The following is a 15,089-nucleotide window of genomic DNA, read 5'->3' as shown; positions in this document are numbered from 1 at the left end:
AAGGTATGGAAGCTAAAAATATTGAGGACATCTACACACTTTCGCCGACGCAACAGGGTATGCTGTTTCACATTCTCTCGGCTCCAGATTCGAGGATGTATGTGGAGCAAACAGTATGTACCTTGCACGGAACTCTCAACATCTCAGCTTTTGAGCAGGTTTGGCAGCAAGTAATAGACCGACATCAGAGTTTGAGGACAGCTTTTGTATGGCAAGGTGTGAATCAGCCAGTTCAGTTAGTACACAAACAAGTTAGACTGGCGATCGCCCATTATGATTGGCGTGAGCTTTCAACGACTCAACAGGAAGCGCAACTACAAAGTTACCTAGAAGCAGACCAAAAAAGTGGCTTTGATTTGACTCAACCACCCTTAATGCGGTTTGCCTTAATCCAGACAGATGTAGATACTTACCAATTTATATGGAGTATTTGTCACCTAGTCTTAGATGCTTGGTGTGTGAACACAATCCTCAAAGAATTTTTATCCTGCTACGACGCACTTTGTCAAGGCCGGATTCTCCAGTTGCAACCAAGCCGTCCCTATCGAGACTACATCAGTTGGTTGAAACAGCAAGATTTATCAGAGGCTGAGGTCTTTTGGCGAAAATATCTTCAAGGCTTCACAACACCAACATCTTTGACAGCAGATGGGAAAAGTCAACAAGAGGGTTTTAGTCAACAACAAGTCCAACTATCGCTAACAACTACAGAAGCACTTAAGTCTTTAGCGCAACAACATCATTTGACCTTGAACACCTTGTTACAAGGGGTTTGGGCTTTGCTGTTAAGTTATTACAGCAATGAAGTAGATGTGGTGTATGGAACCGTTGTGTCTGGACGACCACCAACATTATTAGGGGTTTCGTCTATGGTGGGACTTTTTATTAACACCCTACCAGTACGCGTACTCGTTTCTGATGAAGCTTCGCTTTTATCTTGGCTGAAAGAACTCCATTCCCGGCAGCTTAGTATACGTAGATACGAATGTACCCCCTTAATTGAAATCCAGAATTGGAGTCAAGTACCTCCAGGTATACCTTTGTTCCAGAGCATTTTGGTCTTTGAAAACTCCTCAGCCAATATTTCTAGCTTACCTACAGGAAACTTGAGAATTGATAATGTTCGCTCTTTTATCAACTCTAACTATCCTCTTGTTCTTTTAGTTAAACCTTGGTCGCAATTATCGTTGAATATATTTTATGACTTACGTTACTTCAATCCGATGACGGTAACTAGAATGTTGAGTCATTTGGAAGCGCTGCTAAACAATATAGTTGCAAATACTGACACTACACTAGGAACTTTGACCCATAATATTGTCAATTATTCAGAACAATTGATTGGCGATATCGAGCGACAGCAACTGCTCGTTGAATTCAACAATACAAGAAGAGATTATGTGAATGACAAGTGTATACACCAATTAATCGAGTCACAAGCAGAACGTACTCCAGAAAATGTAGCTGTGGTGTTTAAAAAGCAGCAATTAACTTACCGAGAACTGAACGCTAAGGCAAATCAACTAGCACATCGTCTTCAAGCTTTGGGAGTTGCACCCGATGTATTAGTGGGGGTTTACCTAGAACGTTCTTGGGAAATGCTAGTAAGTATACTAGGCATTCTCAAAGCTGGAGGAGCATACGTACCAATCGATCCAATGTATCCCAACCAGCGATTAAGTTATATGCTGGCAGATTCTCAGGTATCAATAATATTGACCCAAGAACGGTTGGTGAAAAATTTACCTGATATTGGAGCGTCGGTGCTTTGTCTAGATACTCTTTGGGATGCAATTACTCAAGAAAGTGATGAAAATCGCAAAAATGAAGTGAAGACTGATAAGCTGGCTTACTTAATTTATACTTCTGGCTCTACAGGACAACCCAAAGGAGTGCAGGTTACTCATCAGAACTTAGTTCACTCGACGACTGCTCGAATTTGTTATTATGAACAACCTGTAACAGGCTTTCTCTTAACTTCACCTTTTGCTTTTGATAGTTCTGTTGCAGTTATTTTTTGGACACTTTGTCAAGGGGGTTTTGTCTCTATTTTACCTGAAAATGGACAATTAGATATTCAACAGATTATAGAGGCGATGCCTACGGTGGCAAGCTACGCTCAACAACAAATTTCCCATTTCTTATGTTTACCGTCTCTCTACAAGCTGATTTTAGAGCAAGCACAACCACAGCAATTACTCAGCCTAAAAACCGTAATTGTCGCTGGAGAATCCTGTCCAAAGGAGCTTGTTAAGCAACATCGAGAATTACTACCCCAAACCTACTTATTTAATGAGTATGGCCCAACAGAAGCAACAGTTTGGAGCAGTGTATACGATTGTCAAAATCATGATTTAAACAATTCTGTTCCCATTGGTCGCCCAATTGCTAATACTCAGATTTATTTACTAGATTCTCAACTCCAACCAGTACCAATTGGTGTATCTGGAGAGATATATATTGGTGGTTTGGGCGTAGCTAAAGGCTATCTTAATCGCCCAGAAATAACTGCCCAAAAGTTTATTCCTAATCCATTTAGCGATGAACCAAACGCACGCCTCTATAAAACTGGAGATTTAGGGCGTTATCTCGCAGACGGAAACATTGAGTTTCTCGGTCGTGAGGATCAGCAGGTTAAGATTCGCGGGTATCGGATTGAGCTACCTGAAATTGAAGCCGTTTTGAATCAACACTCAGCTGTACAAGAAGCGATAGTTGTCGCCCAAGAGGATATCGATGCTCACCGCCGTTTAATAGCATATATTGTCCCAGAAAAGGAGCAAGTACCGACAGTTGATGTCCTGCGTAGCTTCTTGAAAAATTGCTTGCCAGAGTATATGCTGCCTTCGGTGTTCGTGATGTTGAAGGCGCTACCACTAAATCCTAATGGCAAAGTAGACCGTCAAGCGCTTCCCATTCCCGACCAAGAAAGACCAAATCTGGAAGCAGTATTTGTCCCACCTAGCACCCCCATCGAAGTAACACTGGCAGAAATTTGGTCACAAGTTCTTAGTATAGAAAAAATTGGCATTTACGACAACTTTTTAAAGTTGGGAGGAGACTCTCTTCGCAGCATTCAAGTATTATCTAGAGCTAATGACCGAGGATTAAGTTTTTCTTTACAAGAGTTTATTCAACATTCCACAATTCACGAACTTTCCCAAGTGATAAAGACAAATCAGGAACTGCGGATACCCGCAATACAGCCAGTGTCTCGCGATCAATATCGTATTTAAACATCTTTGGAAGCACCATCAACTAATTACTAATTCGTAATCACACCCTACCCTGAACATCCCAGTTTTTCAAAAATTCACAGTACTGATGCAAAAAACCTTTACAACTCTCTTACCTTTGCGCTTTACCCTTCAAGAAGCCACTTCGTATCTATGCGTTCTTGTCGGTTCTTTTCCTCATTCTTTTATTCCTATCTTTAGGCAGGATAATATTAAATTTTAAAATTGTTGGTCAACAATATAGTTCAAGTCTAAATTTAGAAGTAATTCAATTACAGATTATGAATTATAAATTACGAATTATTTTAATGGTTTCTGAAATTCACAACAACAATTTATGACAGAACAACTATTTGTTTTTCCTACATCTTTTGCCCAGCAACGATTGTGGTTTTTGCATCAGCTAGAACCGAATAGCTCAGTGTATAACCTTCCCTATGGGTTGCGAATAAGTGGTAATTTGAGAGTAGACGCTCTACAACAGGCTTTCGCAACCATTGTAACTCGCCACGAGATTCTGCGTACTACCTTTACCACGGTGGATGGAAATCCAGTGCAAGTCATTGCCAAAAGCCGAGCGATAGTCATACCTGTAGTGAATCTCAGTGAATGGTTGGAAGTAGACCGCGCAGCCCAAGTTCAGCGACTGATTACCAAGGAGGCAGAACACCCCTTTGACCTGGCACACGACTCGTTACTGCGTGTCACCTTGCTACAACTAGGCGAGAAAGAATATCTATTGTTGCTAACGCTACATCACATTATCTTTGATGGTTGGTCGCTGGGGATTTTCATCGGAGAGTTAACAGCGCTCTATAAAGCTTTTTCTACTGGGACTGCTTCGCCACTTCCCGAACTGCCCATACAGTACGCTGACTATGCTATCTGGCAACGAGAGTGGTTGCAAGGGATGGAACTGAAAACTCGTTTAGACTACTGGAAACAACAGCTAGCTGGTTCCCTACCCGTTCTGGAACTGCCCACAGACCGTCCAAGATTAGCAGTCCAGAACTTTCAAGGTGCAACCGAGTCTTTTTCATTGTCTTCTGATTTATCGCAGGCACTTAAGCAGATTAACCAGCAAGCAGGAATCACTTTGTTTATGACTCTGCTAGCAGCATTCAAAACATTACTCTACCGCTATACAGGAGAAGGAGACATCATAGTAGGTTCACCTACTGCTAACCGCGATCGCCCCGAAATCGAAGGATTGATCGGGTTCTTCGTTAACACCCTTGTCTTGCGTACCTACCTTGGGGATAACCTCAGTTTTCGGCAGTTGCTTTTACGAATACAGGAGGTAACTTCAAGGGCATTTGATCGTCAAGACTTGCCCTTTGAGAAGCTAGTAGAAGAAATGCAGCCGGAACGCAGCCTCAGCCATACGCCACTGTTTCAGGTGATGTTTGTCCTGCAAAATGCACCGATGCCACCCTTGGAGTTGCCAGAACTGATCTTGAATCCTGTGATGCTAGATAGCAAGACAGCCAAGGTTGACTTGTCTCTATCGATGACAGATACGCAGCAGGGATTGATGGGGAATCTAGAATACAACACTGACTTGTTTGAAGCAGCCACTATTAAGAGAATGGTTGGGCATTTCCAAACTTTGCTCGAAAGCATTGTGGTTAATCCCGACCAGAGTCTCAGTGACTTGCCAATCTTGACAGAAACAGAACGGCAGACTCTATTGGTAAAGTGGAACAGCACACAAACAGAAAATTTGCAAGACTTGTGCATTCATGAGTTGTTTGAAACTCAAGTACAGCAGACACCAGATGCCGTTGCAGTCGTCTTTGAAGGGCAACAGTTGACCTATCGGGAACTGAATGCTAAAGCAAATCAGTTAGCGCGTTACTTGCGTTCGCTTGGTGTCAGACCAGAGGTGCTGGTGGGCATTTGTGTAGAGCGTTCGTCGGAGACGTTGCCGGAGGCATCGCTTTTAATGATTATAGGGTTGTTGGGCATCCTCAAGGCTGGTGGCGCTTATGTACCGCTAGATCCCGCTTATCCCCAAGAGCGTTTGACCTGGATGTTGTCAGATTCACAGGTGTCTGTCCTGTTGACTCAGAAGCATTTGCAGGTAGAACAAGAGTTTGATGGACTGTATGTAATTTGCTTGGATACAGACTGGGAAGTAATTTCTCAAGAGAGTGAAGAGAATCTCGTCGGTGGTGCGACACTAGAAAATTTAGCCTATGTCATCTATACATCAGGTTCTACAGGCAAACCAAAAGGAGTAATGATTCAACATCAGTCTTTAGTAAATTTCACTCTTGGGGCAATTGTTGAATATCGGTTTACCCAATCTGATGGCATTCTACAGTTTGCCTCTATCAGTTTCGATACCGCAGTAGAAGAAATTTATCCTTGCCTCGTCTCTGGTGGCACGCTGGTACTACGTAATGAAAAGATGTTAATTGATATACCGAATTTCCTCAAACAATGTGAAGAATGGGAAATTACGGTATTAGATTTACCTACAGCATATTGGCATCATCTGACCTTTGAATTAACGACGACAAAGCTAAGGCTACCTGAATCATTACGCTTGGTAATTATTGGTGGAGAACGAGTACTTCCAGAACGAGTAAAAATGTGGCAAAAGTATGTAGGTGATTACCCACAGCTATTTAACGGATACGGGCCTACAGAGGCAACTGTAGTTACAACAATTTACAAGTTACCAAAAGCTACCTTTTCTTCAGAAAGTACATTGTCAGGAGTACCCATTGGTAAGCCTATTCGTAATGTTCAAGTGTACGTACTTGATAAATATCTACAGCCTGTTCCCATCGGCATTCAGGGAGAACTCTACATTGGCGGTGCTGGTTTAGCACGAGGTTACTTGAATCGTCCAGACTTAACTGAAGAAAAATTTATTCCCAACCCATTTAACAAGTCAAAAAAGAGCGATCGCCTTTACAAAACTGGGGATTTAGTGCGTTATCTCCCAGACGGTAACATTGAGTTTCTCGGTCGGATTGATAATCAGGTGAAGGTGCGCGGCTTTCGCATCGAACTTGGAGAAATTGAAGTGGTAATGATTCAACATTCAGAGATTAAGGAAGTTGTAGTCATTACTCAACAAGGCGCTACAGGCAACCAATACTTAGTGACTTATGTAGTTCCCAAGCAAAATTCAGGTCTGAAGAGTAGTGAACTACGCCGCTTTCTCAGGGATAAGTTGCCTGAATATATGCTGCCAAAAGTCTTTGTGATGTTAGAAGCACTACCACTCACTCCTAACGGCAAAGTAGACCGCAAAGCGTTACCAATAGCTGACCAAAATCACTATGATGATGACACAATTTACGTAGCGCCACGTACATTAACTGAGAAGAAATTAACGGCAATTTGGTCTGAATTACTTCTTCGGAAACAAGTTGGTATTAATGATAACTTCTTTGAGTTGGGTGGTCATTCCTTACTGCTGACTCAGATGATTTTTCGAGTGCGAGAAACTTTTCAAGTAGAGCTACCCTTGCGTAGTCTATTTGAAATGCCTACGGTAGCTGGCCTAGCCGAAAGTATTGAGATGGTTCAAAACACAGGTTCTAATACTATTACTAGAAAAACTATTACCGATCTGCAAGCCGAAGCCGTTCTCGATCCCACAATTCGTCCTGAAGCTGTCCCAAGAGATTATACAACCGAGCCAGCTAGTATCTTATTAACTGGAGCCACAGGTTTTTTAGGAGCTTTTTTACTCGATGAACTTCTGCAAAAAACTCCAGCAAATATTTATTGTTTGGTACGTTCTGCTGATGCAAAATTAGGCAAAAACAAGCTTCGCCAAAACCTGGAAATGTATTCACTGTGGAACGAACATTTAAGTTCCAGAATCATCCCAATTGTGGGAGATTTATCTGAGCCACTTTTTGGACTATCTCAGGAAAAGTTTCTGCTATTGGCAAATAATATAGATGTTATTTATCACAACGGTGCTTTCGTTAATTTTATTCATCCATACGAGCAGATGAAGGCGATTAATGTTCTCGGAACTCAGGAAGTTCTCAGATTAGCAAGTTTAATCAAACTCAAACCGGTGCATTACGTTTCTACTCTTTCCGTTTTTCCTGCACAAAGCGACTCGGAAGTTCAAGTATTCCGAGAAAAAGACTATTTGGAACATGGCGAAATTCTTGAAAGTGGGTATGCTCAGAGTAAATGGGTGGCAGAAAAGTTAGTAGCGATCGCACTTTCTAGAGGGCTTCCTGTGACTATCCACAGACTGGGAAGAATCACAGGAAACAGCAAAACAGGGGTCTGGAATACAAATGACTTTATGTGCCGCATGATTAAGTGCTGTATTCAGCTTGGTAGTGTGCCAAAAATTGATGGTTTGGTGGACATGACCCCTGTAGACTACGTAAGTCAAGCGATCGTTTATTTATCTCAGCAAAAAGAATCAATCGGAGAAGTTTTTCACTTGCTCAATCCCCACCCAATTAAACTAGAGGAACTCATGGGGTGGGTACGTTCTTATGGCTATCCACTGCGGCTAGTTGCTTATGATGAATGGCGACAAGAGTTGATAACTGCTGCAAAGCATTCTCCAGATGCGACGTTGTATTCCCTTTTGCCTTTGTTTGCGGAAAATAGATTCAAAAATCAGATATCCATCGAAGAGAGTCTTGCTCAATCAAGAATGACACAGTTCGATTGCCAAAACACGCTTGATAAATTAGCAGATACTTCTATTGTATGTCCTGCGATCGATGACCAACTTCTGAAAAACTATTTTTGTTACTTAACTCGTAGTGGTTTCCTGAATCACCCACATCTGTAAAATGCGAATATTTACCCTGATCTGGTTTGGGCAGCTTATTTCACTGATTGGCTCTGGGCTGACTCGATTTGCTTTAGGTGTCTGGGTATACCAAATTACTGGATCGGTTACGCAATTTGCCCTGATTTCTTTGTTTGCAATACTGCCAAGCATCTTGTTGTCACCCTTGGTCGGTGTGCTTGTAGATCGCTGGAACCGTCGCACTTGCATGATACTGAGCGATGCCGGAGCAGGACTGAGTACGCTAGCTATTGTGCTGTTGCTATTGGTTGATAGGCTTGAAGTCTGGCATATTTACCTAGTTGTAGCAGTCAGTTCGACCTTTAACGCTTTCCAGTGGCCAGCTTATGCTGCTGCAACTACGATGCTTGTCCCAAAGCAACACCTTGGTCGCGCTAGTGGTATGGTACAACTTGCAGAGGCAACTTCACGGCTGCTTTCACCGATGTTAGCAGGTGTGCTGGTTGTGACTATTCAGATTCAGGGCGTAATCCTGCTCGACTGCGTTACTTTTCTCTTTTCCCTGGTAACACTGCTACTCGTCCGATTCCCTAGACCGAAAACTACCGCAGAGAATGAAGTGAGGAAAAGTTGGCGGCTACGGGAGTTCACCTATGGGTGGACATACATCACTGCTCGACCCGGACTACTGGGATTGTTGATTTTCTTTGCTACCATTAATTTCTTAATCGGAGTTGTCAGCGTACTAGTTACACCACTGGTATTAGCCTTTGCTACGGCTAATATACTAGGTACGGTGCTGTCCATTGGTGGAAGCGGTATGTTGGTTGGTGGTCTGGTGATGAGCGTTTGGGGCGGACCCAAGAACCGTATCCTTGGTGTGTTTGGTTTTACTCTATCAGGTGCATTGTCCATAATTCTTGCGGGGCTTAAACCTTCTGTTCCGGTCTTCTTTGCAGCTGCTTTCATCTACTATTTTGGGGTATCTATGATTAATGGCTGTGACCAAGCCATCTGGCAGAGCAAAGTCGCACCTGCGGTTCAGGGACGTGTGTTTGCCGTGCGAAGTATGCTTGCTTTGGTATCACTACCGCTTGCCTATCTGATTGCAGGGCCTTTAGCCGATCGAGTTTTTGAGCCATTACTTGCTCCTACAGGGTTATTAGCCGGAAGCATTGGCAAATTCATTGGTGTCGGTCGAGGATATGGTATTGCTTTGTTGTTTATTGTCGTCGGAATCTTGACTATGATAGCGATCGCATTTGGCTATCTATATCAGCCTCTACGACGGCTAAACCATCAACTGCCAGATGCAATTGCTGATGAGGCTCTCCCATAGTAGAGGCTATCTGCCAAAAATGTCTCAACCAATCATGTTTTCAATCCCTAGCTTGAACAATTGCTCTTCTGGGATTTCTGTGGCCGATGTAGATAATGAATATGCTGCTGCTAAAGCTGGACTATTGAAGGTAAAAATGAAAATCGCTACACCCAGCAACAATACTGAAATAATCTTTTTCATCCCATGTTCCCTCTGCAAAAAATTTATTCGGCACAATCTCCCCAATAATTTTCGTTTTTCATAGCTTGCATCGTCAAATGACAGGCTGTCAAACTCTTTGAGTTATATCATGTCCGTTTGATTAGTTATTATTCCGGGCATCTATGCAAAAATCTTAAAACCCTCTTTCCCCCAGCTAAAAGCCCCCAGCAAGAACTGCGCTCTTAATGATAAGTCTTTTACCGAACATGATATTAGTGGCTCATCTCAGACAACACCCACCTTACCCTCTTGCGTCAATGCATCCAGACGTGATGCTCCTCAAAGAACTGCTACTGAATGGTGTAAAGCAACAAGGCAAATATTAAAGATTCTTTTGGCTACAAGCTCTGTTTGGTTGTGGGTTGCAATTAGTGCAGCTGCTACTGAAGTGTCCTCTCAACAAGTACAAGAGAAATCTGCGATCGCAAAAGTACTAGAGGATGCGATCGCTTAAATTTTTTCGTAACTCATTTGTAATAGCTGGCGATCGCAATTTGAGAATCATCAAACCGAACCTCTTCGTTTAACTAAACGTAGGATCATAACTCCCACGAAACTGTACCTTGCACAGTAAACGGATCGCCTAGTAGACCGGAAGACTCAAAATAGTACAAGTCAAATAGGTTTTTGAAATTTAGTGCAGCACGGAACCTGTCTCGCTTGTAAAAAATGGCGGCATCAGTGGTGACATAGCTGGGTAATATATATCGCGAATCATTTGGGAGAGTTGCTTGTCTGTCACCAGCATAAAATACTCCGACTCCAAAGCTTAATCCTTGCAAACCACCAGATTGAATTTCGTATTTTGTCCATAAGCTAGCAGAATGTTGTGGTACGTTATCAAGCTCGTCACCAACTGGATAGTCGTTGTCTTTTGTGATTGTTGAATCTGTAAAAGCAATACTCCAGACAGTTTGAAGTTGAGCCAATCGACAAGAAAGCTATCGATCCATTAGGGTGCTGATTAGAAGAAACAAGCACTCTTTACGATAGCTATATGGAAATTTTACAAAGCCTATTTATACTCAATTAACTTTTTAATAAATTGGCTACTTTCACCATACAAACTATCTGCTAGTACCAGTTCAATATTAAAGCCATCTTCAATTAATTCTGTAATGATTTCTGATGCTAATTCTATTTTAGTTTTATATTTATCCGATTCTTTTAGCGTCACTTTTGGCTTGAATAGTTTTACAGTTAATGGAAAGGTTATATTAGAGTAAACTCCATAAGCATTGACTGAGACTATCCCATTATCTACTTTTCCTACACTTCCTAGATATTGTCTTGCCACATAATCAGTCTTTTTACCTTTTTTCCTATCTCCTGTTTCATCTATTACTAGCGTAATTGCATTCCCATTTAATGCTCTCTTGATTTTATTTAATCTTCGGATTTTTAATTCATTTACTGACCAATCTGAATTTGCTATAAAATGATGTAATGACTGAGCAGAGTTTATACTTACTATTTTAGCAATTTCTGGTAATGATTTTCTTTTTATTGGTGAGATTATTCCCAAGTGCAAATATTTGAAGCACTCATAATTTCTTACTTCTTTAAATAAGTCTTGATCCTCTGCACAATATTCATCTACGATCTGCGCTTTGCAGCAGCGCTTCGCTATCGCAACTGTTGGATGGGCATCTCTTGCTAAATGTTTCAAGATTTGTAATTCTACATCCATTGCCCTACTTACTTTCTAGAGTTTTTTCTTTTAATCCTTTTATTCAGAATACTCGGAAGATTCTGCAAACTTTTTATTTATCTGCTGATGGTAGCTTTATTTATGCCGTGCTGTACTAGGTTTTCCCGATAGCGATACCGCCACATTACAAAACCAGTGATAAATAGAATTAACGGTGTAAGTCCAACAAATACATAGAGAATGCGGGTGGGTAAGCCACCAAATGTCCCGTAGTGTAAGGGAGTGAAGGAGTTAAGGATGCGATCGCCCAATAACGGTTTCAAAACATTGTCTACTCGCAAGACCTTGCCACTGTACTGATCGAGGTAGACATAGCTGCTTCCATAATCGTCTATTTCTTGAGGAAACTTGTAGCGAATCATCAAAGCGCTTTCTGGTTTTTGAGGAAAATAAACGCTTCTAAGTTCTGCACTGGGTAATTTAGCTTGAGCTGTCTTCAGTTGCTCGGTAAGCTTCAAAGGAGACTGAGTAGGGATAGGTTGAGAAACAGCTTCTTGCTTCAAACTAAAGGTGATTGTCCGAATCAGAGGCTCACTAAATTCATTAAAATTCCAGCAAAAACCTGTGAAAAATGTGAAAATAAGAAACACAGCCGCTATTATACCAGCAACTTTGTGAATATCAAAGTTCACTCGCTTGGGATGAGCATTCCATTTGATTTTGAAGCCTGTCAGTAACTTTCTCCACCCAGGCCAGAGAAATATTCCTGTCATTGTCAAAATGCACACCAATAAACCAACAGTGCCAACAATTTTGTATCCAATGTCACCTGCTAGCAGACTATAGTGGAGTTCATAAATAACCTTGTAAAAGCGGTTTATAGAGTTGGAATTGAGATTATTACCGAGAACTGCTCCTGTATAAGGGTGAACGTAATTTTCAATCCAATCATTTTCTTTGGTTGCATAGATGACATTAAATGGTTCATCTGGTTTTGTCGGCACATAAACTCGCTGGAGCTTGGCATCGGGTTGGTTGGCATAGCTCTTTTTGACTGTATTCAGAACGACCTCAATCGGCAGCATTTCCCCTTTAGGCGTAATCGTTCCAATCTGGTTATGCCGTTGAAAATCACTAATTTCGGATTGGAAGACCAGCAGGCTACCAGTTAAACCAACAATAATCGCCATCAGTCCAACACCTAACCCAATGTAGCGGTGTAAACCAAAGAGCACTTTACGTACCGTTTTAGATGTCATAGTGGATACTCCTGCTGTATCAATTAAAACGAATATGAAATCGTACCTTGGACGATAAAGGGTGCGCCTGGAATAACCTGATTTCTACCTTGTGACCCCTCAAAATAGCGAATATCCGAGAGGTTCTTGAAATTGAGTCCAATTCGCAAATTATCTTTTTGGTAGTACAGCGCTGCATCCAAGCGAGTATAGCCGGGAACCACAAAGGAATTAGCTAAATCTCCTGTTCGCTCACCAACAAAAAATGCCCCAAACCCAACGCCTAATCCTTTCAAACTGCCTGTTTGCAGGGTGTACGTTGTCCATAGGCTGCCACTATTGCGCGGCACATTATTGAGCCGATTGCCGACCTGCAATATGTTGTCTTCGGTAACTTTTGCATCGGTGTTAGCGTAGGATGCGATCGCCTTCCAACCAGGAAGAATTTCACCTGCAACATCAAACTCAACACCTCGGCTGCGCTGTTCACCGACTTGAAGCGAATAGCCAGGATTATCTAGATCGTCGATCAGGACATTTTTCAGCGTCGTATTGTAGTACGCTAGCGTTGAAGATAACCGACCATTGAGCAACTCTGTTTTGACTCCAACTTCATAGCCTGTGCCACGTTGGGGGTCAAAGGGTTGATTGCTCAGACTTCTACCACTGTTAGGGGTAAAAGACTGGCTGTAGCTGGTGTAAAGTGACACTTCTTGAATCGGTTGATATACAATGCCTACACGTGGGGTAAATGCATCTGCGTTGTCGGGCGGATTTGCAACATCGTTGGTAGTGGATTCATAGTGATAGGTATCAAATCTTCCACCTACCAGCAGTTTGAGGTTATTCAGCAAGGTAATTTGATCTTGCAGGTAGATACCAAAAGTCTCGGTGACATCATTACCAGTTCTCAAGGGATCAAACTCACCAAAAGTAAAGTTGTAGTTGGGGTTAAAAACATCAATAAATCCTGCCGAACGATCTCTGGCAGAGAAGAAGCTCTTCTGTCGTGTGAGTTCTGAACCCAACAATACTGTATGCTGAATTGATCCCGTTTTGAATTTGGCAGTCAGGTCATTTTGCCAGGAGTAGGTTTCATAGTATTGATTACCAATAGAATTGCCCAGTTCAAAGGTGCGATCGTCTTCTGTATCACCGAAGATTTGTAGAGTCGCACCAGGACCACTTTCAGTACTTGCGGTATAGCGAAACAAAGACCGGAGCGAGAGATTAGAATTAAAGCGATGGTCGATATAGAGGGCTGCTAGGGTTTGGGTAAATTTTTCCTGCCTGGTTGGGTCGCCCAGATAGCGACCTAGCGGAATATTGGGAACTTTATTGTCACTCAGTACCACCAGTCCCCGATCGATCGGTCGTGCGTCCCGCAGATAGGACACATCTAAGTTTAAGGTCGTATTTTCGCCTAGCCGATAGATAAAAGATGGTGCAAAGAAGAATCGCTCAGTCTGTACGCGATCGCGGAAACTCCCTGCGTCCTCATAGGCAATGTTCAAACGATATGCTAATGTTTTCTCGTCGTTGAGTGGACCGGCAAAGTCTAAGGTTGGACGGTAAAAACTATAGCTTCCGGCTGTAAAATTCAATTCGTAGAAAGGATCGAATAGCGGTTTTTTAGTAACCAGATTGATGATTCCCGATGGGTCTACCCGTCCATACAAAATGGATGCAGGTCCCTTCAAGATTTCGATGCGATCGATGTTTGCACTCTCCTCTTGGGTTCGCGAGAAGCCTTCACCACGAAATCCATTCAAGAAGGTCTGGGCACCAAAGCCCCGAACAGTAAAACCCTCTCCACGATTGCCAGATGAACTGGCATAGGTGACACCACTGACATTACGCACTACATCTCTGACGCTAATTGCACCCTGATCGCGGATCACCTCTTGGGGAATCACCTGAATTGAAGCGGGAATGTCTCGGAGGGGCGTATCTGTTTTGGTAGCAGTTGACGCATCTGGTGCATTATATCCTGTGTCCTGCTCACCCGTGACTACCAATTCAATCGGCTGATCGTCCTGGGCTGTTGGTTGCTCTGGCTGGGTTTGTTGTGACCCTGGCGCAGGCGGGGTGGGGTTTTGCGCTCTAGATGCAGCACTGGCAACAGAGAAGATTAGACCCTCATCTGGACTGTCAGATAACTCAACTGTTGGTACACTCGCTTCACCGATAACTGTCACCCGAATAGTATTGGCATCAAAGTTAGTGACTGTTATTTCAGCAATACCTACAATTGGTTTAGTGGAGCGAAATGTAAAAGCTTCACTGTTAGGTAAACGCAGTTGAGCATTGGGAATATCAGCGATAAAGCTATTACCAGCACTGCGATTTCTAACTTGCAACTGTTGCCCCTTAGTCGTCTGTAAAATCACCTCCACGCCTTTATTGGTGGGATTTGCCTTCACTCCTGTCACCTGTACTACCGTTACACCAGAGTCTTGAGCCAGCAGTGCAGCACTTCTCTGAGGATGAATAACATCCTGAAGGCGAGAAATATCTGAATCTGCTTGAGCAGGTTGCATCCTCAGAATTGAGATTACACCCACTACGAAAAGAATATAAGATTTTTGACCCAAAGCTCCACACACCACGATCGCAGCACTCCCAGAACAGTTGCAACTTAATTTCAATAACTTTTAGGTACAATAGG

The 15,089-nt window shown here is 42.5% G+C and carries 7 protein-coding genes and 1 pseudogene; 3 read left to right on the top strand and 5 right to left on the bottom strand.

Annotated elements, in window-relative coordinates; all coding sequences use genetic code 11:
* Window positions 1-5 precede the first annotated feature (5 nt).
* From V7K41_RS24855 to V7K41_RS24845, 3 genes are all read left to right on the top strand, one after another.
* A complete protein-coding gene (locus V7K41_RS24855; protein ID WP_334852514.1) occupies window positions 6-3,236 on the top strand; it encodes a non-ribosomal peptide synthetase in 3,231 nt (1,076 codons plus the stop codon).
* Between the two features lie 337 nt (window positions 3,237-3,573).
* Window positions 3,574-8,028 carry a non-ribosomal peptide synthetase family protein gene (locus tag V7K41_RS24850; protein ID WP_334852513.1) on the top strand — a complete coding sequence of 1,485 codons (4,455 nt, stop codon included), beginning with the start codon at window positions 3,574-3,576 and terminating at the stop codon, window positions 8,026-8,028.
* 1 nt (window position 8,029) lies between these two features.
* Window positions 8,030-9,328, top strand: a complete 1,299-nt coding sequence (locus tag V7K41_RS24845; RefSeq protein ID WP_334852511.1) for an MFS transporter — start codon at window positions 8,030-8,032, stop codon at window positions 9,326-9,328.
* A gap of 24 nt (window positions 9,329-9,352) precedes the next feature.
* On the opposite strand, the gene V7K41_RS33005 is transcribed toward V7K41_RS24845, so the two are convergent.
* The 5 genes and pseudogenes from V7K41_RS33005 to V7K41_RS24820 form a co-directional block, all read right to left on the bottom strand.
* Window positions 9,353-9,511: a hypothetical protein gene (locus V7K41_RS33005; RefSeq protein WP_442943268.1), complete on the bottom strand. Its 159-nt coding sequence runs from the start codon at window positions 9,509-9,511 to the stop codon at window positions 9,353-9,355.
* A gap of 560 nt (window positions 9,512-10,071) precedes the next feature.
* The gene (locus V7K41_RS24835; RefSeq protein WP_334852509.1) at window positions 10,072-10,461 is read right to left on the bottom strand and encodes a TonB-dependent receptor domain-containing protein; all 390 of its coding nucleotides are present in this window, start codon (window positions 10,459-10,461) and stop codon (window positions 10,072-10,074) included.
* A 92-nt stretch (window positions 10,462-10,553) separates the two neighbouring features.
* A pseudogene (locus V7K41_RS24830) lies at window positions 10,554-11,222 on the bottom strand (IS701 family transposase); the annotation flags it as partial.
* 77 nt (window positions 11,223-11,299) lie between these two features.
* On the bottom strand, window positions 11,300-12,442 hold the full coding sequence (locus V7K41_RS24825; protein ID WP_334852507.1) for a PepSY-associated TM helix domain-containing protein: 1,143 nt from the start codon (window positions 12,440-12,442) through the stop codon (window positions 11,300-11,302).
* 23 nt (window positions 12,443-12,465) lie between these two features.
* Window positions 12,466-15,069 carry a TonB-dependent siderophore receptor gene (locus tag V7K41_RS24820; protein ID WP_334852505.1) on the bottom strand — a complete coding sequence of 868 codons (2,604 nt, stop codon included), beginning with the start codon at window positions 15,067-15,069 and terminating at the stop codon, window positions 12,466-12,468.
* Window positions 15,070-15,089 lie beyond the last annotated feature (20 nt).

Source organism: Nostoc sp., from assembly GCF_036917415.1.
In the GTDB taxonomy this organism is placed as follows: Bacteria; Cyanobacteriota; Cyanobacteriia; order Cyanobacteriales; family Nostocaceae; genus Nostoc.
The sequence above is the reverse complement of the archived record's forward strand: the minus strand, read 5'-3'. Positions and strand labels throughout refer to the sequence as shown.